The 22,283-nt window shown below is 63.9% G+C and carries 20 protein-coding genes and 1 pseudogene; 13 read left to right on the forward strand and 8 right to left on the reverse strand.

From position 1 onward, the window contains the following. Positions 1-122 precede the first annotated feature (122 nt). Positions 123-641: a DUF1877 family protein gene (locus MUN23_RS16150; protein ID WP_248759720.1), complete on the forward strand. Its 519-nt coding sequence runs from the start codon at positions 123-125 to the stop codon at positions 639-641. A gap of 1 nt (position 642) precedes the next feature. On the opposite strand, the pseudogene MUN23_RS16155 reads toward MUN23_RS16150, so the two are convergent. Continuing rightward, positions 643-789: pseudogene (locus MUN23_RS16155) on the reverse strand (LLM class flavin-dependent oxidoreductase); the annotation flags it as partial. A gap of 131 nt (positions 790-920) precedes the next feature. Between MUN23_RS16155 and MUN23_RS16160 the strand changes: the two are divergent. The 5 genes from MUN23_RS16160 (at position 921) to MUN23_RS16180 (ending at position 8,355) form a co-directional block, all read left to right on the forward strand. Further along, positions 921-2,684, forward strand: a complete 1,764-nt coding sequence (locus tag MUN23_RS16160; protein ID WP_248759722.1) for an ABC transporter family substrate-binding protein — start codon at positions 921-923, stop codon at positions 2,682-2,684. A gap of 278 nt (positions 2,685-2,962) precedes the next feature. Further along, a complete protein-coding gene (locus MUN23_RS16165; protein WP_248759724.1) occupies positions 2,963-4,648 on the forward strand; it encodes an ABC transporter substrate-binding protein in 1,686 nt (561 codons plus the stop codon). 125 nt (positions 4,649-4,773) lie between these two features. Further along, positions 4,774-5,703: an ABC transporter permease gene (locus MUN23_RS16170; RefSeq protein ID WP_248759726.1), complete on the forward strand. Its 930-nt coding sequence runs from the start codon at positions 4,774-4,776 to the stop codon at positions 5,701-5,703. Continuing rightward, positions 5,693-6,637, forward strand: a complete 945-nt coding sequence (locus MUN23_RS16175) for an ABC transporter permease (protein WP_248759728.1) — start codon at positions 5,693-5,695, stop codon at positions 6,635-6,637. Before MUN23_RS16170 ends, MUN23_RS16175 begins: the two co-directional genes overlap by 11 nt. A gap of 11 nt (positions 6,638-6,648) precedes the next feature. Beyond that, positions 6,649-8,355, forward strand: a complete 1,707-nt coding sequence (locus MUN23_RS16180) for an ABC transporter ATP-binding protein (protein ID WP_248759730.1) — start codon at positions 6,649-6,651, stop codon at positions 8,353-8,355. A 135-nt stretch (positions 8,356-8,490) separates the two neighbouring features. Here the strand turns inward: MUN23_RS16180 and MUN23_RS16185 are convergent, their stop codons facing one another. After that, complete coding sequence (locus tag MUN23_RS16185; RefSeq protein WP_248759732.1) at positions 8,491-9,336, reverse strand: SGNH/GDSL hydrolase family protein; 846 nt, start codon at positions 9,334-9,336, stop codon at positions 8,491-8,493. Positions 9,337-9,606: 270 nt separating this feature from the next. On the opposite strand from MUN23_RS16185, the gene typA reads away from it, so the two are divergent. After that, positions 9,607-11,535 (forward strand): translational GTPase TypA, encoded by a 1,929-nt coding sequence (gene typA, locus MUN23_RS16190; RefSeq protein ID WP_248759734.1) that lies wholly within the window; start codon positions 9,607-9,609, stop codon positions 11,533-11,535. An 87-nt stretch (positions 11,536-11,622) separates the two neighbouring features. On the opposite strand, the gene MUN23_RS16195 is transcribed toward typA, so the two are convergent. Further along, positions 11,623-11,868: a hypothetical protein gene (locus tag MUN23_RS16195; RefSeq protein WP_248759736.1), complete on the reverse strand. Its 246-nt coding sequence runs from the start codon at positions 11,866-11,868 to the stop codon at positions 11,623-11,625. A 134-nt stretch (positions 11,869-12,002) separates the two neighbouring features. Between MUN23_RS16195 and fdxA the strand changes: the two genes are divergently transcribed. The 3 genes from fdxA to MUN23_RS16210 all read left to right on the forward strand — a co-directional run bounded on the left by fdxA (position 12,003) and on the right by MUN23_RS16210 (position 15,004). Further along, on the forward strand, positions 12,003-12,329 hold the full coding sequence (gene fdxA, locus MUN23_RS16200) for a ferredoxin (protein WP_056344030.1): 327 nt from the start codon (positions 12,003-12,005) through the stop codon (positions 12,327-12,329). 13 nt (positions 12,330-12,342) lie between these two features. Continuing rightward, entirely contained in the window at positions 12,343-13,491 is a 1,149-nt protein-coding gene (gene dapC / locus MUN23_RS16205; RefSeq protein WP_256468632.1) for a succinyldiaminopimelate transaminase, read from the forward strand. Between the two features lie 229 nt (positions 13,492-13,720). Next, on the forward strand, positions 13,721-15,004 hold the full coding sequence (locus tag MUN23_RS16210) for a citrate synthase (RefSeq protein ID WP_058931844.1): 1,284 nt from the start codon (positions 13,721-13,723) through the stop codon (positions 15,002-15,004). Positions 15,005-15,135: 131 nt separating this feature from the next. On the opposite strand, the gene galE is transcribed toward MUN23_RS16210, so the two are convergent. Continuing rightward, entirely contained in the window at positions 15,136-16,149 is a 1,014-nt protein-coding gene (galE, locus tag MUN23_RS16215) for a UDP-glucose 4-epimerase GalE (protein ID WP_248759738.1), read from the reverse strand. 64 nt (positions 16,150-16,213) lie between these two features. On the opposite strand from galE, the gene MUN23_RS16220 reads away from it, so the two are divergent. Continuing rightward, positions 16,214-16,825, forward strand: coding sequence for a TetR/AcrR family transcriptional regulator (locus MUN23_RS16220; RefSeq protein ID WP_248759740.1), 612 nt, complete (start codon positions 16,214-16,216; stop codon positions 16,823-16,825). Positions 16,826-16,919: 94 nt separating this feature from the next. Then, a complete protein-coding gene (locus MUN23_RS16225) occupies positions 16,920-17,531 on the forward strand; it encodes a hypothetical protein (RefSeq protein ID WP_248759742.1) in 612 nt (203 codons plus the stop codon). A 54-nt stretch (positions 17,532-17,585) separates the two neighbouring features. Here the strand turns inward: MUN23_RS16225 and MUN23_RS16230 are convergent, their stop codons facing one another. Both MUN23_RS16230 and dapD read right to left on the reverse strand, forming a co-directional pair. Next, the gene (locus MUN23_RS16230) at positions 17,586-18,443 is read right to left on the reverse strand and encodes a hypothetical protein (RefSeq protein WP_371875926.1); all 858 of its coding nucleotides are present in this window, start codon (positions 18,441-18,443) and stop codon (positions 17,586-17,588) included. Between the two features lie 7 nt (positions 18,444-18,450). Beyond that, complete coding sequence (dapD, locus tag MUN23_RS16235; protein ID WP_248759746.1) at positions 18,451-19,491, reverse strand: 2,3,4,5-tetrahydropyridine-2,6-dicarboxylate N-succinyltransferase; 1,041 nt, start codon at positions 19,489-19,491, stop codon at positions 18,451-18,453. 50 nt (positions 19,492-19,541) lie between these two features. On the opposite strand from dapD, the gene dapE reads away from it, so the two are divergent. After that, positions 19,542-20,678 (forward strand): succinyl-diaminopimelate desuccinylase, encoded by a 1,137-nt coding sequence (gene dapE / locus MUN23_RS16240; RefSeq protein ID WP_248759748.1) that lies wholly within the window; start codon positions 19,542-19,544, stop codon positions 20,676-20,678. A gap of 65 nt (positions 20,679-20,743) precedes the next feature. Here the strand turns inward: dapE and MUN23_RS16245 are convergent, their stop codons facing one another. Beyond that, complete coding sequence (locus MUN23_RS16245) at positions 20,744-21,601, reverse strand: amino acid ABC transporter permease (protein WP_104062134.1); 858 nt, start codon at positions 21,599-21,601, stop codon at positions 20,744-20,746. Continuing rightward, on the reverse strand, positions 21,598-22,248 hold the full coding sequence (locus MUN23_RS16250) for an amino acid ABC transporter permease (RefSeq protein WP_056343998.1): 651 nt from the start codon (positions 22,246-22,248) through the stop codon (positions 21,598-21,600). Before MUN23_RS16250 ends, MUN23_RS16245 begins: the two co-directional genes overlap by 4 nt. Positions 22,249-22,283: the final 35 nt, after the last annotated feature.

Raw genomic sequence — 22,283 nt, forward strand, 5'->3', positions numbered from 1 at the left:
TTGGTGGCCATAAAACATGCCACCAGGAGAGAGCCGGCCTTTGCTGCCAAGGAACCACATGGTTATCCACATACCCGAATGTGGCGGTTACATGCAGCCCGTAGTCCGGCGATGCTTGGCGAATGGGAATCAGATACTACGCGTACGCATTCGACGGCAACCTGACCGATCAAGCGCTTGCCGATCCTCTCAGCTTTCTCTCCGATGATCCGCTCGCCGATGCATGGGGATTCGAACATGGCGCCACGATCAGCACCCCGACGTTCGAGCAAGCGGTGCCTAAGCGGGACATGCTGTACCTCGACAAAGCATGGCGGCATTTGCAGTGCCTCACTGCACCAGCGGAACCAGGCCTGATCGCCCGTGGTGCCTATCGGATGTTCGAGGGCGCAGTGGTCATGAACGATATGGGTTGGGAGCCTTGGGTGCGGACACTGACCCCACTGGAGGTTTTGGCTGTCGCAAGGGACCTGGTAGATGTCTCCGACGAGGACGTGGAGTTGCGGCTGCGGGAATCGCATTGCTTCAATCGGGACTTTGAGGGTGAGTTCGACTATGTCGTTAGCTACCTTCGGCAGGCGCGAACCTTTACGGCGAACCTCGCTGCCGAGGGACGCGGCATGGTCTACATGATCGGATGACGCGCAGCCAGGCGCTGTCGAATCCAAGCCGTTCGCCAAGTTCGAAAACCTGCAACGTCGATTCGTGACCCGCGGCCGGATCCGCCGAATCGAACAGGCCAATCGTGAGGAATCCAAGCTTGCGTAACGGTCGCGAGGAGTCGGGCATAGGTTTCCTTCAAGGATCGGTGTGCGGCTGATGCTCATGATAGGCCGACATTGGCCGACGCCCTGAACCGCTAGAATTCAAGGAAAACACGGACATTCAACGTCTGATTCCGGACAGGCAAAGGAGACGGCATGCCCCTGAGGCGTCTGATTCAGGTCATCACCGGGGCCATCGTTGCGGCGCTGGTTACCTCGGGGTGCTCCGCTTCCGGGGGTGCGCCGCCGGTGGTGGTCGGTGAGACGACCCGCGGCGGCAGCGCCACCGTGGCCGAGGTGAACGCCTTCACGTCCTTCAACCCGTTCAGCGCCGACGGAAACACGGACATCAACACCAAGATCGGCCACATCACCCACTCCGGGTTCTACTACGTGGATGACACCGAACAGGTAGTCCGGAACGAGAAATTCGGCCGGATCGAGAAAATCTCCGACAAGCCGCTGAAGGTGAAGTACACCGTCAATGAGGGTGTGAAATGGTCCGACGGTGAAGCCATCGACGCCGGCGACCTCCTCCTGTCCTGGGCCGCCGGCTCGGGCTACTTCGACGACGCTGAACCCCAGTCGGGGACCGGCACTACCTACTTTTCGGCCGCAGCTGACAAGAGCGGCCTGGCGGCCACCACACTCCCGGAGATCGGCAGTGACGGGCGTTCCATCACCTTGGAATACGCCGCGCCGTACGCTGATTGGGAAGTAGCGTTCGACGTCGGGCTCCCCGCCCATGTTGTCGCCGCCAAAAGCGGCCTCAATGACGAAGGCGATCTTGTTGATCTGATCAGGGACTCGCCCCGCGGCGACACCGAACAGCCAGCGGTCAACGCCCCGCTGAAGCGGGTCAGCGACTTCTGGAACTCAGGCTTCGACACCAAAACGCTTCCTGATGACCCGGCCATGTACCTTTCCAGCGGCCCCTACATCGTCCGGGACATCGTTCCGGACGCCTCGATCCGGCTGGTCAGGAACAGGGACTATGTCTGGGGACCGGAGCCCTACCTCGATGACATCACCGTGCGGTTCACCGGTGCCGCCTCAACCGCCATTGCCGCGCTCAGGAACGGCCAGGCCGACATCATCGCCCCGCAACCCTCTGCCGGTACCGAAAGCCTCTTCGACGGACTGGTGGAGCAGGGCAACACGGTCCAGCGCTTCAGCCAGTCCGGCTACGACCACCTCGATCTCAACTTTTCGGGACCGTTCGCCAGCAAGGATGTCCGGGAGGCGTTCCTGAAGACTGTTCCGCGGCAGGAGATCGTGGATGACGTGGTGGGCGGATTCGTCGCCGACGCGAAACCCCTGGACTCACACGTCTTCCTGCCACCCCATCCGAAGTATCCGGACACCGTGAAGAACAACGGTTCGGCCGAATACTCCGACGTGGACATCCAAGGCGCGAAGTCGCAATTGCGGGATGCTGCTCCGAGGGTCCGCATCCTGTACAACAAGGACAACCCCAACCGTGTGCGGGCCTTTTCCCTGATCCGCGACTCCGCCCGCCTCGCCGGATTCACCGTCGAAGACGCGGGCCTCGGCAGCTCGGACTGGGCGAAAGCGCTCGGCGGCGGCAGCTACGACGCCGCCATCCTCGGCTCCATCGGACCCGGGGTCGGCGTCAGCCGCGTCCCGCAGATCTTCAAAACCGGTGGCGGCAGCAACTTCAGCCGATTCTCCGACGGCGACGCGGACAAAGCCATGGAGCAACTGTCCGGCACTACGGACCTTGCAAAGCAGGACGAACTGTTGGCTGACATCGACAAACGCGTGTGGGACAGCGCCTACGGCCTGCCGCTGTACCAGACCACTGGAACCGTGGCTTTCAGCAGCCGCGTGACGGGTATCAAGCCCAGCTCAGGCCCGTTGGGCGTCTGGTGGAATGTGTGGGAGTGGCGCCTGAAATAGGCCCTCCCGGGGGCTTGCCGCCGTTGTGGGAGCCCGCCCCCGTCCTCGATTCGCAGCATCCCCTACCAACGAGTAGCATGTGACTTGCGCAACTTCCAGGCACCGGCTAGTTATTGGCGGTTAACTGGTTACGGTTTGACAACGGAGTACCAGTATTTGGACTTTGTGCGGTTAGGCTACTCGTATATGTAGGCCACGTCACAGTGAGAACCTGTGACCGGCCTGCCGGGGAGCAAAAGATTTCCCCTGAATATCTCCCACAACTCATAGGAGGCGGAATGCGTTTCACGCGCACTTCCAAAGCACTCGGCATGGTGGCGATCGCTGCCCTTGCCCTGACCGGCTGCGGCGCCGGAGGCGGCAGCAATGATGGTGCCAGCCAGTCGGCCGGCGATCCCAACAAGGTGATCACCGCGTACAGCAACGAACCACAGAACCCCTTGCTGCCGGCAAATACGAACGAAGTTTACGGCGGTCGCGTTGTCGAGCTGCTGTTCGAAGGCCTTCGCAGCTACGACGCCGACGGCAAGCCGGTCAACTCGCTTGCAGAGTCCATTGAGTCGCCTGACGCCCAGAACTGGACGATCAAGATCAAGCAGGGCCAGAAGTTCACGAACGGCGAAGCGATCACCGCCAAGACGTTCGTTGATTCCTGGAACTTCGCCGCGAACTCCAAGAACCTGCAGAACAACGGATTCTTCTTCGAGTCCATCGATGGCTATGCAGATGTCTCGGCCGTGACCACCGAAAAAGCGGCTGATGGCAAGACGACCACCACGCCGGCGCCCACCGCCGAAACGATGTCAGGGCTGACGGCCAAAGACGATTCGACGCTTACGGTGAAGCTGGCGCAGCCGGAAGCTGACTGGTCGCTCCGCCTTGGCTACTCGGCATTCTTCCCGCTGCCGTCCGCAGCGTTGGCGGATCCGAAGACCTTCGGCGAAAACCCCGTAGGCAACGGTCCGTACAAGTTCGAAAAGACCGGATCCTGGGTACACGACCAGTCGATCTCCCTCGTCAAGAACGCCGACTACAGCGGTCCCCGCGAGTCGAAGAACGGCGGCGTGACCTTCAAGTTCTACACCGATCCGGGCCCCGCATACACGGATCTTCAGGGCAACAACCTGGACGTCACCGATGTACTGCCGTCCAACGCACTGAAGACCTACGTCACGGACTTCCAGGACCGCAACGCCACCAAGGCCGTGGCCACCGACTCCACCCTGAACATCCCGGGTTACAACCCGAACTTCCAGGGTGAAGCCGGCAAGCTGCGCCGCCAGGCTCTGTCCTACGCCATCAACCGCGAAGAGATCGCCAAGGTAGTCTTCAACGGAACCCGCACCCCGGCCAAGGCCTTCGCCCCGCCGGTCATCGACGGCTTCAAGGCAGACCTCAAGGGCAGTGAGGTCCTCAAGTTCGACGCTGCCAAGGCCAAGGACCTGTGGGCCCAGGCTGACAAGATCCAGCCGTACGACGCCTCCAAGCCCCTGCAGATTGCCTCCAACACCGATGGTGGCAACAAGGAATGGATCGACGCCGTAGCCAACGGCTTCAAGAACAACCTCGGCATCCAGGCCGAAATCCAGCCCTTCGCCAAGTTCGCTGAAGTACTGAACCTGCGCAAGTCCCAGTCCCTCCCGGGCCTGAGCCGCGCCGGCTGGCAGGGCGACTACCCGTCGCTCTACAACTTCCTCGGACCGGTCTGGGCAACGGGCGCATCCTCCAACTACGAGAAGTACTCGAACCCCGAGTTCGACAAACTGCTCCAAGAAGGACTTGCCGCCAAGACCACCGATGCGGCGAACGACAAGTTCAACCAGGCCCAGGAGATCCTCTTCGAGGACCTGCCCGGACTGCCGCTCTGGGACCAGGCAAAGCCGATCGTATGGAGCGAAAACGTTGTGAAGGCCGAAACCGGCTGGAATGGCGGAATCCTCTACTACAACATCACGGCCAAGTAGTCTCCAGGATCTAACTTGCCGCCAGGCGAATGGGGGTCCGGCACAACGCCGGGCCCCCATTGTCCTGCACGGCAGGAAGGCACAAATGAAACACCTCTCTTCGCATCCGGAAGGCTGGTGATCCGGTGGTCCGCTTTATTCTGAGACGACTCCTCCAAGTGATCCCCGTCTTCATAGGCACCACGCTTTTGGTTTACTACATGGTCTTCGCCCTTCCCGGCGATCCCATTGCGGCGCTCTTCGGAGACCGTCAGCCCCCGCAAGCGGTCATCGATACCCTGCGCAGCCAGTACCACCTGGACGAACCTTTCTGGGTCCAGTACTGGCTCTTCCTGCAGAACCTCTTCACGTTCAACCTCGGCAACGACTTCACCGGCCAGCCCATCGCGGCCAGCCTGGCACGGGTCTTCCCCGTGACGGCAATGCTCGCCGTTGAAGCACTGGCCATCCAGGCAATCTTCGGCGTTGCCTTCGGCGTCTTCGCCGGCCTCCGCCGCGGCGGCTGGTTTGACTCCACCATCCTGGTGGTCTCGCTGGTCGTCATCGCGGTCCCCACATTTGTTCTGGGTTTTGTTTTTCAACTCGTCTTTGGCGTACAACTCGGGTGGGCGAAACCCACGGTCGGCGCCAACGCCGACTGGGGCAGCCTGCTGCTTCCTGCAGTGGTCCTCGGCCTGGTGTCGTTCGCCTATGTTCTTCGCCTGACCCGCGCCTCTGTCAGTGAAAACATGAACGCCGACTACGTTCGAACTGCCACCGCCAAAGGCCTGTCGCGGCCGCGCGTGGTCATCGCACACATCCTGCGCAACTCGTTGATCCCGGTGGTGACGTACCTGGGCGCAAACCTTGGCGGTCTGATGGGCGGTGCCATCGTGACCGAGGGCATCTTCAACGTCCCCGGCGTCGGCAACAAGCTCTACCAGGCCGTATTGCGCAGCGAAGGCCCCACGATCGTCTCCATCGTCAGCGTCCTGGTGCTGGTCTTCGTGGTGGCCAACCTGCTCGTTGATCTCCTGTATGCCTGGCTTGACCCGAGGATCCGTTATGACCAGTAATAACAGCCACTTTGTGGCGCCCATCGACGAAACTCCGTTGCTGGCAACCGACACCGTCAGGACAGACCAAGCTCCGCTGAGCCTGTGGGCCGATGCCTGGCGCAAGCTCCGCCGTCGTCCGCTGTTCATTATTTCGGCGCTTCTCATCCTGGCACTTGCCGTGGTGGCGCTGTTCCCGGGCCTTTTTTCGTCCGTCGCTCCGAACGACGGCTGCGTACTGGCCAACTCGGAAGGCGGCCCCACGGACGGGCATCCCTTCGGGTTCACCTTCCAGGGCTGCGACATCTATTCCCGCGTCGTCCACGGAACCCAGGCTTCGCTTTCAGTGGGCCTGCTCTCCGTGCTCTGCGTCCTGGTTATCGGTGTGACCGTTGGAGCCCTTGCCGGCTACTACGGCGGTTGGATCGATGCGGTGCTTGCCCGCCTCGGCGACATCTTCTTTGCCCTGCCCCTGATTCTTGGTGCACTGGTGATCACCCAGTTGCCCTTTTTCCGTGAAAACAAGGGCGTTTGGAGTGTTGTGTTTGTCATTTCGCTGCTGGCTTGGCCGCAGATGGCACGCATCACGCGCGGCGCGGTCATTGAAGTGCGCAATGCCGACTTTGTGACGGCCGCCCGCTCATTGGGCGTTTCAAAGTTTGGCGCGCTGGTCCGCCACGTCCTCCCTAACGCCCTGGCCCCGATTATCGTCCTGGCCACCCTGGAACTGGGCGTCTTCATCGTCGCGGAAGCCACCCTGTCCTTCCTGGGCATCGGCCTGCCGCAGAGCATCATGTCCTGGGGCAACGACATCGCGGGTGCACAGGCTTCCATTCGAACCAGGCCGGAAATCATGCTCTATCCGGCGGCGGCGCTGTCCATTACCGTTCTGAGCTTTATCATGCTCGGCGACGCGGTACGTGACGCCCTCGATCCGAAGAGCCGCCAGCGATGAGAGAGAAAGAGATGACCACTCCAGAAATCCACATCGATGAGGCCGGGCATGCGGGAGTGAAACCGCTGCTGGAAATCCGAGACCTGGCCATCACGTTCACCACCGGCAGCGGTGAAGTCCAGGCCGTCCGCAACGCGCACCTGACCATCATGCCGGGCGAAACAGTGGCTATCGTGGGGGAGTCGGGCTCGGGCAAGTCGACGACGGCACTCGCTGCCATCGGCCTGCTGCCCAACAACGGCCGCGTTTCCGCCGGGCAGATCCTGCTCGACGGCGAGGACATTGCCCACGCCACGGAGCAGCGGATGATCGAACTGCGGGGCAATACGATCGGCATGGTCCCGCAGGACCCGATGTCCAACCTGAACCCGGTCTGGAAAATCGGCTACCAGGTCAAGGAAACCCTTCGCGCCAACGGCCGGCCCAGTGGACCGGATGATATCGCCCAAGTGCTGTCCGAGGCGGGACTGCCGGATGCCCACCGGCGCGCCAAGCAGTATCCGCATGAGTTCTCCGGGGGTATGCGCCAGCGCGCCCTCATTGCCATCGGGCTGTCCTGCCAGCCGCGCCTCCTGATCGCGGATGAGCCGACGTCGGCACTGGACGTCACCGTCCAGCGGCAGATCCTGGATCATCTGGACTCCATGACCACGGACCTGGGCACAGCAGTCCTGCTGATCACCCATGACCTGGGGCTGGCCGCAGAACGGGCGGACAAAGTTGTGGTGATGTACCGGGGCCAGGTGGTGGAGGCAGGTCCTTCGCTGGCTTTGCTCCAGAACCCGCAGCATCCGTATACCAAGCGGCTGGTTGAGTCTGCGCCGTCACTGGCGAGCCGAAGGATCCAGGTCGCCAAGGAGCAGGGTCTCGAACCGTCAGACCTGCTGGCTCCTGCTGCGGAGGCATCTGCCGCGGACAACGTCCTGCAGATCCAGGACCTGCGCAAGGTCTACAAGCTCCGCCAGGGGCTAGGAAAAACGACGGACTTCGCGGCCGTTGACGGGGTGAGCTTCGACGTCAAAAGGGGTACCACCACCGCTATCGTGGGGGAGTCCGGCTCGGGCAAGTCCACCGTGGCAAAAATGGTGCTTCAGCTCGAAAAGCCTACCGATGGGAAGATCCTTTTCGACGGCGTCGACACGTCGTTGCTGAAGGCGCCTGAACTTTTCAAGTTCAGGCGGCGGGTGCAGCCCATTTTCCAGGATCCGTACGGTTCCCTGGACCCGATGTACAACATCTTCCGCACCATCGAAGAGCCGTTGCGCGTCCACAAGATCGGCGACAAAGCGAGCCGGGAGAAGAAGGTCCGCCAGCTGCTCGACCATGTGGCGCTGCCGCAATCAAGCATGCAGCGGTTCCCGAACGAGCTCTCCGGCGGCCAGCGCCAGCGCGTTGCCATTGCCCGTGCTCTGGCACTGGATCCGGAAGTGATCATCTGTGACGAAGCAGTGTCAGCCCTGGATGTGCTGGTCCAGGCGCAGGTGCTGAACCTGCTCGCGGACCTGCAGGCCAACCTCGGGCTGACGTACCTCTTCATCACCCATGACCTGGCTGTGGTGCGGCAGATTGCCGACCACGTCTGTGTGATGGAAAAGGGCAAGCTGGTGGAGACCGGTTCCACGGACGATGTCTTCGAGTCCCCTCAGCAGGAGTACACCAAAGCACTGCTCAATGCCATTCCCGGTGCGAAGCTGATGCTTCCGCCCGAAGTGGCCTGATCAGACCGCGGTATCCCGGGCTGAGGATGGAGCCGGCGCCTTCAGGGCGCCGGCTCCATTCCTTTTAACGGCTCTGTTGCCTTTAACGGCCTGTTCAGCGCGCCCAGGGCGAGTTCCGCCCGCTAAAAAGTCTGTTCAGTCCGCTGGGGTGGCTGCCACCGGGGCTGTTCCGTCCAGCGGTGGGCCTTCGAGCCCCAGCTGCCTGAGCCTGGATCCAAGCAGCCCGCCCAATGACCTGCGGCCTGCGGCGTCCATGTGGACGGCATCTGCCAGGTTCTTCGCGAGGTTGTACTTCGACAGCCAGTCGCCCACGCCCACAAAGGGTATGCCGTTCCTGGCGGACACCGTGCCCAGCAGCGCGTCTACCTGCGTCCTCCGCCCGCCACCGTAGTTGGCGCCGCGGGCCAGGGTGCCGATCATGGCCATCCTGGCGCCTGGGTAGCGTTCCCGGAGTGCGCCGATCAGCCGGTCGGCGTTGGCCACGATCTGGGCATCGGTAGCGCCGTGCGAGGCATCGTTGCCGCCGCCCTGGATGACGATCAGCGCGGGCGTCCCGTACGGCAGCTTCCAGTCGCCGCGCTGCAAGGCGTCGATGTAGTTGCCCGTCTTGCCGTTTGATGCCACGAATCCCGTTCCTCCGAGCCCGCAGAAGTGGACCTTGTAACCAACGGCGGCAAGGCCAAGGCGTGGCCACCCGTCAGTAGGTTCGGATTGGGAATCGCCGATCAGGAGGGCAGTGTGCCGCATGTCCGGCACCACCACCTCGTCACGCCCGCTGGCCGGGTTGCGGTACACAGAACCGGCAGGCAGGCCGAGCGGATCGCCACCGCGGGCCTGGTAAGCGCCGGCCGCGGCCGCCTGCGCCGGGGATGGCGCGCCGGAGTCCGGTGTGGCTGCTGGGGTCTGTCCGCAGCCGCCCAGGAGCGCGGCTACCGCGATTCCAGAGGCGACAAAGCGGGTCAGAGCCGAGGCTTTTCGCATCAGGGATTCTCCGGGCTTGCTGTGGTTATCACAGCCATGATGGTGCATCAAGTCACAAAAATCCAGTGAGCTTGGTCACTCTTTGGGCCGCGGCGCGCCGGAATTATCCACCGGCCGGACTGGGCCGATCCGAGATTTTTAGGCCAACAATAGGCTCAGCGTTTAGAATGAGGGAAGGAGCCCTGTGTTATTGGGCTAATCCGTCGTGCGTTCCGGTTGGAAATGTCGCGAAACAACAGCTGACTTCACCACTGAATCGAGCAATCACGCATGTCTGAAACCACCACCAACACCGCGGTAGCCACTGCATCGCGCAGTGACCTCCGCAACGTCGCGATCGTGGCCCACGTTGACCACGGCAAGACCACTCTGGTCGACGCCATGCTCAAGCAGACCAACTCCTTTGCCGAACACAACCACCTCGAAGACCGCGTCATGGATTCCGGTGACCTGGAACGCGAAAAGGGCATCACCATCCTGGCCAAGAACACCACCGTGGCCTACAACGGACCGTCCTCCAACGGTGAAACCATCACCATCAACGTCATCGACACCCCCGGCCACGCCGACTTCGGCGGCGAAGTAGAGCGCGGCCTGTCCATGGTGGACGGCGTTGTACTCCTCGTGGACGCTTCCGAGGGCCCGCTGCCCCAGACCCGCTTTGTGCTGCGCAAGGCCCTGGCCGCGCACCTGCCGGTTATCCTCCTCGTCAACAAGACGGACCGCCCCGACGCCCGCATCGAGGAAGTTGTCCACGAGTCCATGGACCTCCTCCTGGGCCTCGCCTCGGACCTCGCCGACGAAGTTCCGGACCTGGACCTGGACAAGATCCTTGAAGTTCCGGTTGTCTACGCAGCAGCGAGGGTGGGCCGCGCCTCCCTGGACCAGCCCGCCGACGGCTCCGCTCCGGACAACGAAGACCTTGAGCCGCTGTTCAAGACCATCATCGAGCACATCCCGGCCCCGACGTACAACCCGAACGGTGTCCTCCAGGCCCACGTCACCAACCTGGACGCCTCCCCGTTCCTGGGCCGCCTCGCGTTGCTGCGCATCTACAACGGCACCCTGCGCAAGGGCCAGACCGTTGCCTGGGCCCGCGCCAACGGAGAGCTCAAGAACGTCAAGATCACCGAACTGCTGGCCACCAAGGCACTGGACCGTGTTCCCACCGAGTCTGCAGGTCCGGGCGAAATCGTCGCCGTTGCCGGTATCGAGGAAATCACCATTGGTGAGACCCTGACCGACGTCGACAACCCGCAGCCGCTCCCGCTGATCACCGTTGACGATCCCGCCATCTCCATGACCATCGGCATCAACACCTCGCCGCTGGCCGGCCGGGTCAAGGGCGCCAAGGTCACGGCCCGCCAGGTCAAGGACCGCCTGGACAAGGAACTGATCGGTAACGTCTCCATCAAGGTTCTCCCCACCGAGCGTCCCGACGCCTGGGAAGTCCAGGGCCGTGGCGAGCTGGCGCTGGCCATCCTGGTTGAGCAGATGCGACGTGAAGGCTTCGAACTGACTGTCGGCAAGCCGCAGGTTGTCACCAAGACCGTCGACGGCAAGATCCACGAGCCGATGGAGCACATGACCATCGACGTGCCGGAAGAGTACCTCGGTGCCGTCACCCAGCTGATGGCTGCCCGCAAGGGCCGCATGACCAACATGGCCAACCACGGCACCGGCTGGTGCCGCATGGAGTTCATCGTTCCGGCCCGCGGCCTGATCGGGTTCCGCACCAAGTTCCTCACGGACACCCGCGGCGCCGGCATCGCAGCCTCCATCGCCGAGGGCTACGAGCCGTGGGCCGGCCCCATCGAGTACCGCACCAACGGTTCGATCGTGGCTGACCGCTCTGGCGTGGTCACCCCGTTCGCGATGATCAAGCTCCAGGAACGCATGTCATTCTTCGTGCAGCCCACCTCCGAGGTCTACGAAGGCATGATCGTTGGCGAGAACTCACGCGCCGATGACATGGACGTGAACATCACCAGGGAAAAGCAGCTCACCAACATGCGTGCAGCGTCCTCGGACACCTTCGAGAACATGACGCCGCCGCGCAACCTGACTCTGGAAGAATCCTTGGAATTCGCCCGCGAAGACGAGTGCGTCGAGGTGACCCCGGAGTCCATCCGTATCCGGAAGCTCATCCTGGACGCCAGCGAACGCGCCAAGTCCACCCGGGCACGCGCCAAGGCCTAGTCCTCAATAGCAGGTCACTGAAGCTGCCGGTACGGCAGGCGGGAACACCGCCGTCGTGCCGGCAGTTTCTTTGTGTCAGGAAAACCGTCAGTTGCGGACGCGGGCTGGGCGCCGCTCGGGCGCCGGCGGCACTTCCTTGGCAGCCACCACGAGGTCCAGGGGAATCACGACGTCGGCCTTCCGCGTACGGACGGTGCAGCCGCCGTCGTCAGTGGCCACCAGGTGCCCCAGGGCGTCCGTCAGGCCGCCGTCGATCCGGTAACGCACTACAACCCGCGTTCCGGGCGCGGCGGTGGCCAGAAATTCTCGGGGCGTAGGCTGGGCGGGACTCACCAGTTCATACTAAGGCGGCCGGCTAGGTTCGCGTGGACGGGCTGGGAGATAATAGGCTCAGAAGTCAATAGTCCGGCCGGTGCCGGATTCAAGTGCCGGCCACTGCCGGGAAATATCGTGGAGAGGCAAGGGACGTGACGTACGTAATCGCGCAGCCGTGTGTAGATGTCAAGGACAAGGCATGTATCGAGGAATGCCCCGTTGACTGCATCTATGAGGGTGAGCGTTCCTTGTACATCCACCCCGATGAGTGTGTCGACTGTGGTGCCTGCGAGCCGGTGTGCCCGGTGGAGGCCATCTACTACGAGGATGACACCCCCGAGGAGTGGGCCGACTACTACAAGGCCAACGTCGAATTCTTCGATGACCTGGGCTCGCCGGGTGGCGCCGCCAAGGTGGGCAACACGGGCAAGGATCACCCGATGATCGCCGCCCTGCCGCTGCAGAACCAAGACCACTGAGCCGGGCACCGCGTTGACCGCAGCCGTGAACAGCTTTGGCCTGAGCCTGCCCGACTACCCGTGGGAGGCCATGGCGCCGTACCTGGCCAAAGCCTCCGAGCACGCTGGCGGGGCCGTGAACCTGTCGATCGGCACGCCTGTCGACCCCACTCCCGCTTTGATCCAGGATGCCCTCAGGGCCGCCGCGGACGCCCCGGGATACCCCACGGTCCACGGCACCGTTCCGTTGCGGGAAGCCATTGCGGCGTGGTTCGAGCGGCGCCGCGGCGTCCCCGGCCTGGACCCTAAGAACATCATGCCCACCGTCGGCTCCAAGGAGCTGGTGGCGTGGCTGCCGCTCCTGCTCGGGCTGAAACCGGGCGACGTCGTCGTCCGCCCCAAAGTTGCCTACCCCACCTATGACATCGGGGCTACTTTCGCCGGCGTCACCTCCGTCGCTACCGACCACCTCGACGAGTTGGACAATGCCACCCGCGCACGCGTGCGGCTGATCTGGGTAAACTCCCCGGGCAACCCCACAGGAAGCGTCAGGGATGTTGAGTCCCTCAAAGCGCTTGTGGCCCAGGCCCGCGAACTGGGCGCCGTAGTGGCCTCGGACGAGTGCTACGCCGAACTCGGGTGGGGCGCGTGGGACGCACAGCGCGGCGGCGAGCCCGTGCCCAGCATCCTGGATCCGCGCGTTTCCGGCGGGTCCCACGAGGGCCTTCTGGCGGTGTACTCGCTGAGCAAGCAGTCCAACGTGGCAGGTTACCGCGCAGCGTTTGTGGCCGGTGACCCGGCCATCATGGCCAACCTCGTCAACAGCCGCAAGCATGCCGGCATGATCGTCCCCTACCCCGTGCAGGAAGCCATGCGGGTTGCGTTGGGCGAGGACACCCACGTCCAGGCCCAGAAGGACCTCTACCGCGGACGCCGGGAGCGCCTGGTGCCGGCTTTGCAGGGCTTCGGGCTGGAGATCAAGGATTCCGACGCCGGACTGTACCTTTGGTCCACCGCCGGAGAGGGCACCTGGGACACCGTGGCCCGGCTTGCTGAGCGGGGCATCGTGGTGGGGCCAGGCGTCTTTTACGGCGAAGCCGGCAACCGGTTTGTGCGTGTCGCATTAACGGGCACGGATGAACGGATTGACGCCGCAGTGGCCAGACTGGCCACGACGCCGTAACAATCATGTGACTCGCACCACAAAGGCGGCATTTTACGGGGGTTTCGCACGCCTCCGATTAGTGACACCCGCAATCGGGCGGTACTTTTTAAGTGACTATCAATGGTGGCTTTCTACAAGAAGGCAGCCCGGGTGTTGGATTCCTGGATGAACAGGGTCACTGCCACGGCTCACCGGATGTTGGATCAAGCTTTCGACAGAGGCCCACGCGCCTCATGAAGGGGACTCCATGACTGAGACCAACAGCGCAACCCTGCACCATGCAGGAGGCGAGCTCAAGCTCCCGCGCATCCAGGTTGTTGAAGGAAACGAAGGCTACGACGTTTCCAAGCTGCTCAAGCAGACGGGCGCAGTCACCTTTGACCCCGGCTTCATGAACACCGCAGCAACCACGTCCGCTATCACCTACATCGACGGTGACGCCGGCATCCTGCGTTACCGCGGGTACCCCATCGAGCAGCTGGCACAGCACTCCAGTTTCCTCGAGGTGTCCTACCTGCTGATCTACGGCAACCTGCCGACCCCCACGGAGCTGGAAGAGTTCGACCAGAAGATCCGCCGCCACACCCTCCTGCACGAAGAGCTCAAGGGCTTCTTCAGCGGCTTCCCGCGCGACGCGCACCCGATGCCCGTGCTGTCCTCGGCTGTTTCGGCGCTGTCCACCTTCTACCAGGACTCCCTGGACCCGTTCAACGCCGAGCAGGTGGAGGTCTCCACCATCCGCCTGATGGCCAAGATGCCGGTCATCGCCGCCTACGCGCACAAGAAGTCCATTGGCCAGCCGATGCTGTACCCGGACAACTCCCACAACCTCGTGGAGAACTTCATGCGCCTGAGCTTCGGCCTTCCGGCCGAACAGTACGAAGTTGACCCCGTCATCGCCAAGGCGCTGGATCTCCTCCTGATCCTGCACGCCGACCACGAGCAGAACTGTTCCACCTCCACCGTGCGCCTGGTGGGCTCCTCCAACGCCAACCTCTTCGCCTCGGTGTCAGCCGGCATCAACGCCCTCTTCGGCCCGGCCCACGGCGGCGCCAACGAAGCCGTGCTGAAGATGCTCCGCCAGATCCAGGCCGACGGCACCAAGCCCGAGGACTACATGGAGAAGGTCAAGAACAAGGAAGACGGCGTCCGCCTCATGGGTTTCGGACACCGCGTCTACAAGAACTACGATCCGCGCGCCAAGATCGTCAAGGCCACGGCCCACGAGATCCTCAGCAAGCTCGGCGGCAACGACGAACTGCTCGAGATCGCCATGCGCCTGGAAGAGAAAGCCCTGAACGATGACTACTTCATCCAGCGCAAGCTCTACCCGAACGTGGACTTCTACACCGGCCTGATTTACAAGGCCATGGGCTTCCCGGAGAAGATGTTCACCGTGCTGTTCGCGATCGGCCGCCTGCCGGGCTGGATCGCCCAGTGGCGTGAAATGATCAGCGACCCGAACACCAAGATCGGCCGCCCGCGCCAGCTGTACATCGGCGAGCCCGAGCGCGACTACCCGGTCCGCTGAGCCGGCCCTGACTAAATAACGACGGCGGCCGCCGGTCACCTTCTCCACGAAGGTGACCGGCCGCTTTGTTGTGCTGCCGGTGATCGAGCTTGTCGAGATCCAGGTTTCGACCAGCCCAACCACCGGACCGATCAGGAGTCGTAACCCAGGGGGTTGTTCTTCTGCCAGCGCCAGTGGTCCTCGCACATCTGGTCCACGGACTTGGTGGTGGACCAGCTCAGGTCGGCCAGGGCGGAGGTGGCGTCGGCCCAGAAGGCCGGGAGGTCGCCCGCGCGGCGTCCGGTGATCTCGTAGGGGATGGGCTGGCCCACGGCCTTCTCGAAGGACCGCAGGACCTCCAGCACGGAGGAGCCCTTTCCGGAGCCCAGGTTCCAGCGGTAGACGCCTGAGCGGTCCGCCACGTGGTTGAGGGCTGCCACGTGGCCTTCGGCGAGATCGACGACGTGGATGTAGTCCCGCAGGCAGGTGCCGTCAGGGGTGTCGTAGTCCCCGCCGAACACCATGAGCTTGTCGCGGCGTCCCACGGCCACCTGGGCGATGAAGGGCACCAGGTTGTTGGGGATGCCCTGCGGGTCCTCGCCGATGCGGCCTGACGGGTGCGCGCCCACCGGGTTGAAGTAGCGCAGCAGGGCAATGTGCCAGCGGGTGTCAGCGGCGCCCAGGTCGGCGAGGATGTCCTCGATCTGTTCCTTGGTGCGGCCGTAGGGGTTGTTGGCGCCGATCTCCATCTTTTCCACGTAGGGGATGGGATTGTGCTCGCCGTACACCGTGGCGGAGGAGCTGAAGACGATGGAGCGGACGTCGTGGCGGTCCATCACCCGGATCAGGTTCAGCGTGCCCACAAGGTTGTTGTAGTAGTACTTGAGCGGTTCGCGGACCGACTCGCCCACGGCTTTGAGCCCGGCAAAGTGGATCACGGCGTCGATCGTGTGGGCGGCAAAGACGCCTTCCACTGCGGCTTCGTCCACCAGGTCCACGTTGTGGAATTCGGCAGTCTTGCCGCTCAGTTCGGCTACCCGGCGCAGTGACTCCTCGCTGGAGTTCACCAGGTTATCGATCACCACCACATCGTGGCCGGCTTCCTGCAGGGACAAGACTGTGTGCGAACCGATGTACCCGGTGCCACCTGTGACCAGAATTTTCATGCCCCCACGCTATCCCAATTCCGCGGATGCGTGGATTTAAGCACGGGTGTGCTAAATAATAGGAGTGCCCAAAATTGTTGATGCCGAAGCCCGGCGTGCAGAAATCGTTGAAGCGGTCTTCAGGATCATCGCCGTCGACGGCCTCGAGCGGGCGTCACTGCGGGAGGTGGCGGACGAAGCAGGCCTCGCCGTAGGCTCCGTCCGGCACTACTTCGCCGGCAGTGAAGAACTGCTCAGCCATTCCTTTGCCGCCGTTGTGGACCGCATCACAGGCCGGCTCGCGGCGGCATTGCCGGCGATGGCCGCCAACGAACCCGGGACCGGCCCGCACCGTGAGACGGTTTTAACCCTGCTGGGTGAATTTCTGCCGCTCGACGAGGAACGGGCCGTGGACGCCTGTGTGTGGATGGCCTTCAAGAACGCGGCCAGGATCCGTCCCTTCCTCGCGGCCGAGGCCGATCGGAGCCACCGCGAGGTGGCCGCCGTCGTCGGGCAGGTCATCACCGCCCTGGTACCGGACGACGGCGACGGGCAGCAGTCGCTGGCGGTCGAGGCGGAGAGGCTGCTGGCTACGCTGGACGGGCTGTGCATGCACGCCCTCCTGCAGCCCGCCTGGATGACGGCACAGATGTGCCATGACGTCCTGGACCGGCACCTGAAGAGCCTGGCCGCCTGACATTACCGTCCGGTGGCATCGGGAATAGACTGGGAGCCGGGGGAGCGGAACCGGCTGGTCAGGCCGGTAAAGGCAGGCCACAGGAGGAGTAGGGATGCATCACACAGGTGGTTCCGGCTGGCAGATTACTACGGATACGTCCGGGCCTCTGATGATCGCGCTCTTTGTCCGTGATGCGGCAGGACTCGACGGCGCCGGCCACCCCGCGTTGTCGCATGCCGCGCCGAAGATCCGCCATGCCGACCACTCGCATCTCACCTCCGACGTCGGCGGGCAGAGTGCGCTCAAAACCGAATGGGAAGCCTGGTGGGAGCAGCTGCTGAAGGCACACCCCCAGACGTCACCGGAGCTGTCCCCGCCGGATTTTGGGGAATTCGGAAATTCCCCCGCCCTCCAGCGCGTCCTGCAGGCGCATTTCGGGTCCGCCCTGACCTGGGCACGGGAGCGCCGCAGTGAGTACGTCCGGCTGGAAGCAGAACGGGTGGCCAGCGGTTCGGACCAGCTGTTGGGCGACATGGTGGATGACCGCCTGCTGGAGGTGGGCCGGGGGTCACGGGATTTCACCCTGACCATCATCGAACTGCCGCTGAACGAACAGCGGGCGTGGTATGTGGAGCCGGACAAGATCATCATGAGCCATAACCTCATGTCCGCGCCGGAGCTCTTCCGCAGCTACGTCCAGCCCGTGGTGGACATCCTGGTCTGAGGCGGCGCGGTCAGCATCCGGGCCGTCAGCAGGCGCGCATCAGCACTAAGGCCGTCAGCTGCCGGTGCCGGCCGGTGCCACTGTAATGCGGACCTGTCCGGCGGGCGCGTCGGATTCCTGCCAGCCGCCCTGATCCTCACGGTCCCAGCTCCGGCCTGCTACATCCACGCGCGTCACCGCCAGGCCCTTGGCGTTGGCAACTGCCCACTGCGCCACGGACCAGGCCTGGGTGCCGTCAGCTGCCACCACGAGCGAATCATTCTCCGTGGTGATGGCGAGCGGCCCGTACGCCAGGGCTAGCTCGGACTCGACGGCGGCGGGGATGCCCGGTTCCTGCGGGGCGCGCAAAGTGCACAGCACGGAGGCGGGCGCTTGGCCGGTCAGGCCGGACGCAAAGGACCGGCCCATATCTTCGTGTTGGGCGTAGGCGAGGGGGTAGGCCGAGCGCTGGACACGCTGGGCGGCGTCGGTGATTTCCAGGGACTCGTAGCCGGGAACCTTGACCAGGGCATCGTAGAAAGCATTGGCAGCGTAGTAGGGGTCCATCACCTGGGCCTCGGTTCCCCACCCCTGCGAGGGACGTTGCTGGAAGAGTCCGCGGGAGTCAGGGCCGGCCTGGTCGCCATGGGCGATGTTGCGCAGCTTGGATTCCTGCATGGCGGTGGCAAGGGCGATGCTGGCTGCCCGGGGAGGCAGCCCGCGCTGCACCGCCACCGCTGTAATCAGTGAGGCATTAACCGCCTGGTCCGTTGCAAGCTCTGCGCTCTGGGTCCCGACGTCGGCCGTGCAGCGCTCCGAGACCAGGGTTTCGGAGCGCTGCAGGAAGGAGACCGCTGTGTAGATGCCGGCGCCCGCCAGCGCCAGGGTAAGCAGCAGCACGGTGGGGCGAACGAAACTGCGTCCACGTGCCACCGACGGGTCAGTTGGCGTGGAGGGCGTCGTTGAGTTCCACCGTCTGGCCCTTGCGCGGCAGCGCCTCGACGGCGCCTGTGGTGGAGTTGCGCCGGAACAGGAGGTTGGGGACGCCGGACAGCTCGGCTGCCTTCACGATCTTGGCGGTGTCCTCGCCATTCTCGTCCTTGGGCCCGGGAACGAGCACACGGGTTCCGGCGGTGACGTAGAGGCCTGCCTCCACCACGGAGTCATCGCCGACGCTGATGCCGACGCCGGAGTTGGCGCCCAGCAGGACACGCTCACCGATGACGATTTTTTCCTTGCCGCCCCCGGAGAGGGTGCCCATGATCGACGCGCCGCCTCCCACGTCGCTGCCGTCGCCGGCGACGACGCCGGCCGAGATACGGCCTTCCACCATGGAGGCGCCCAGGGTGCCGGCGTTGAAGTTCACAAAGCCTTCGTGCATCACGGTGGTGCCTTCGGCCAGGTGGGCACCGAGACGGACGCGGTCGGCGTCGGCGATCCGGACGCCGGCGGGCACCACGTAGTCCACCATGCGCGGGAACTTGTCCACGCCGTAGACGGTGACGGCACCACGGCGGCGAAGTTTCGCGCGGGTCAGTTCGAAGCCTTCCACCGCGGCGGGGCCGAAGTTGGTCCACACCACGTTGGGCAGCTTGCCGAAGATGCCGTCCAGGTTGATCGTGTTGGGCCGGACCAGCCGGTGGGAGAGCAGGTGCAGCCGGAGGTACGCGTCTGCGGTGTCAGCCGGAGCTTCGTCAAGGTTGATCTGGACGAAGACCACCTTCTGCTCGGTCCCGCGGTCAGCGTCGGTGCCGCTCTCGGCGAGCTGGACCAGGGTTTCGTCCGCATTCTCCACGGCACGCAGGTTATCGGCCGCGATGCCCAGGGCGGGCGCCGGGAACCAGACGTCCAGGACGGTGGCTTCGGCACTTTCCCCGCCCGTGGCACTGGCGATGGTTGCCAACCCGAAGCCGTAGGCGGAGCGGGCTTCGGAAATTGCGTTCTGGTCTTTGGGCGCGGCGGAGGTAGCGGTCTCAGTCATGGCCCCAGTGTACCGAGAGGCGGGCACCGGGTTCGAACTAGACTGGCAACGTGACTGCCGAAACCGCCCCTGAATCGATCACCGTGCCTTTGGACCTCCGCCAGGACGTCTCCGTGCTGACCGCCGCCCTGATGGACATCAACAGTGTCTCCGGGAATGAGACGGAACTGGCGGACGCTGTCGAAGTGGCGCTGCGGGCCATCCCGGAACTCCAGGTGGTCCGCGACGGTGACGCCATCATCGCTCGCACGGAACTCGGCAGGGCGGAACGCGTCATCCTCGCCGGACACCTGGACACAGTGCCGCTTCCGGTTACTGAAGGCGCGCGCGGTACCGTCCCGTCCAGCTGGGATTCAGGCATCCCGGGGGAGGGCGTGCTCTACGGACGGGGGGCCACGGACATGCAAGGCGGCGTCGCCGTGCAGCTCGCGCTGGCGGCCACAATGTTCGACGGCGGCGCGGCGCCGCAGCGGGACGTCACCTTCGTGTTCTACGACCACGAGGAAGTGGAAGCGGTCAAGAGTGGTCTGGGCCGCCTGGTCCGCAACCACGGCAGCCTCCTGGGCGGCGATTTTGCCATCCTCCTGGAGCCGACCCATGGCACCGTCGAGGGTGGCTGCAACGGCACCAGCCGTTTTGAGGCCACGACGGTGGGCGAGGCAGCACACTCTGCCCGTGCGTGGATGGGCAGCAACGCCATCCACGCAGCGGCACCCATCCTGGCCCGGCTGGCAGCCTACGAACCGCAGACCATCAACGTGGACGGCCTCGACTACCGCGAGAGCCTCAACGCCGTGAAGATTAATGGCGGCACGGCCGGCAACGTTATCCCGGACCGCTGCGTCGTCGAAATCAACTACCGCTTCGCCCCCGACAAGACGCCGGACCAGGCGGAGGCGCACGTCCGGGAACTGTTGGCGGGCTTCGCTGTGGTCCGCACGGACGCCGCCGCTGGTGCGCGCCCGGGACTGAACCACCCGGCCGCCGCGTCCTTCGTGGCCGCCGTCGGAGCCGAGCCGAAACCGAAATACGGCTGGACCGACGTCGCGCGTTTCAGCGAACTGGGGATCCCGGCAGTGAACTTCGGCCCCGGCGATCCGCTGCTGGCCCACAAGGACAACGAGCACGTCGACGCCGACGCCATCCGGGAGTGCCTGCGGGCGCTTCGGAGTTGGCTCGCGGAGTAAGCCGGGAAGCAGAAGGGTCCGCAGCGTGCTGGCTGCGGACCCTTCTGCGTGTGGGGTGGATGTGGCTACTTGGATTCGCGTACATCCGGTAATTCCGGTGCGACCACTGCGGTTGGCGCTTTGGCAACTCCGCCTGCCGTCTTTGTGGAACCGCGGCGCTCGATCCAGATTGCGAGCCGGGAAACGCAGATGTTGATCACAATGTAGATAGCAGCAGCCACAAAGAAGATCGGGAACAGGAACGCGTTCCCGAGGAAGTCCGCCATGACCTGCACTGCGCGCAGAAGTTCACCGTACGCCACGATGTAGCCCAGGGAGGTGTCCTTCAGGAGCACCACGAGTTGGGCAACCAGCGACGGCATCATACGGCGGACAGCCTGCGGCAGTTCGATGAGCATCCGGGACTGGAAGCTGGTCAGGCCGATGGTCAGGCCCGCCTCCCGCTGTCCCTTCGGCAGTGATTGGATGCCGGCCCGGATGATCTCCGCGAAGATAGCGGTGTTGTAGAGGACGAGCCCGGCCACTACTGCGACGAAGGAACTCGTCCCGAACACCAGCAGGACGAAGAGCATCATCAGCACAACCGGCATGCCGCGCAGGAACTCTAGGACCACGCGGGCGGGAATCCGGATCCAGGCGACGAGTGAGATGCGCAGCAGGCAGAACATCAGGCCGAGGGGAAACGCGATCACTGCGGCGAGGGCGGCTGCGGTGAGCGTTGCGCCGAGGCCATTGGCGAGCAGCGTCCAGACGTCGCCCCGGGTGAAGATCGCCCAGCGGCGACCTTCAAAAATGCCCTGCTGGGCAAGAGTCATGCCGATCCATGCCAGAAGTCCCAGGATCAGCACGGTTCCAACCACGGAACCGATCAGCGAGACCCGGCGCGCTTTGGGGCCGGGAACGTCGTAGAGGACTGAAGTCATCGGGCAATCGCCACCTTTCGTTCCACCGTGCTGGCAAGGATGCCCAGCGGAATGGTGAGGAGCAGATAGAAGAACGCTACGCCGAGCAGTACTGCCATGACCTGGTCACCGTTGGCATTGGCCATTTGGCGGCCGTAGCCGAACAGTTCCAGGACAAAGAACGCGCCGGCGACGGAGGAGTTCTTGACGAGGGCAATCAGGATGTTGATCAGCGGCGGGATCACGGTCCGAAGCGCCTGCGGCAGGATGATGAGATTCAGGACCTGGCCGAAGTTCATGCCGATGCTGCGCGCGGCCTCAGCCTGGCCGAGCGGGACGCTGTTAACGCCTGAGCGGACGGCTTCAGCGATGAAAGCCGCTGTATAGGCGCTGAGGGCGATGATCGCTGCGACCTCGAACTGCTGGAATGTCACGCCGAGGCGGGGCAGGACGATCGCCGCGAAGAAGAAAGCAATGGTCAGTGGGGTGTTCCGGAGAATTTCCACGTAGACGGTGCTGAATCCCCGGAGTGCTGCAACGGGGGAAACGCGGGCTGCCGCCAGGAGTGTCCCGAGGATAAGGGCGATGATCCCGGAGACGACGGACAGGAAAAGAGTGCGGAGAAGGCCTTCCCAATAAAGGGGGAGGTTTTCAATGATGACTTCCATAGGATCCTTCGGCTCTGGGCGTAGGGGGTCAAAAA

The organism is Pseudarthrobacter sp. SSS035, from assembly GCF_023273875.1.
In the GTDB taxonomy this organism is placed as follows: Bacteria; Actinomycetota; Actinomycetes; order Actinomycetales; family Micrococcaceae; genus Arthrobacter.

Bases quoted from the DNA above. Each gene is read 5' to 3' on its own strand.
- MUN23_RS16150 (WP_248759720.1), top strand. From the start codon at position 123: ATGGGAATCAGATACTACGCGTACGCATTCGACGGCAACCTGACCGAT.
- MUN23_RS16160 (WP_248759722.1), top strand. From the start codon at position 921: ATGCCCCTGAGGCGTCTGATTCAGGTCATCACCGGGGCCATCGTTGCG.
- MUN23_RS16165 (WP_248759724.1), top strand. From the start codon at position 2,963: ATGCGTTTCACGCGCACTTCCAAAGCACTCGGCATGGTGGCGATCGCT.
- MUN23_RS16175 (WP_248759728.1), top strand. From the start codon at position 5,693: ATGACCAGTAATAACAGCCACTTTGTGGCGCCCATCGACGAAACTCCG.
- MUN23_RS16180 (WP_248759730.1), top strand. From the start codon at position 6,649: ATGACCACTCCAGAAATCCACATCGATGAGGCCGGGCATGCGGGAGTG.
- MUN23_RS16185 (WP_248759732.1), bottom strand. From the start codon at position 9,336: ATGCGAAAAGCCTCGGCTCTGACCCGCTTTGTCGCCTCTGGAATCGCG.
- typA (WP_248759734.1), top strand. From the start codon at position 9,607: ATGTCTGAAACCACCACCAACACCGCGGTAGCCACTGCATCGCGCAGT.
- MUN23_RS16210 (WP_058931844.1), top strand. From the start codon at position 13,721: ATGACTGAGACCAACAGCGCAACCCTGCACCATGCAGGAGGCGAGCTC.
- galE (WP_248759738.1), bottom strand. From the start codon at position 16,149: ATGAAAATTCTGGTCACAGGTGGCACCGGGTACATCGGTTCGCACACA.
- MUN23_RS16225 (WP_248759742.1), top strand. From the start codon at position 16,920: ATGCATCACACAGGTGGTTCCGGCTGGCAGATTACTACGGATACGTCC.
- dapD (WP_248759746.1), bottom strand. From the start codon at position 19,491: ATGACTGAGACCGCTACCTCCGCCGCGCCCAAAGACCAGAACGCAATT.
- MUN23_RS16245 (WP_104062134.1), bottom strand. From the start codon at position 21,601: ATGACTTCAGTCCTCTACGACGTTCCCGGCCCCAAAGCGCGCCGGGTC.
- MUN23_RS16250 (WP_056343998.1), bottom strand. From the start codon at position 22,248: ATGGAAGTCATCATTGAAAACCTCCCCCTTTATTGGGAAGGCCTTCTC.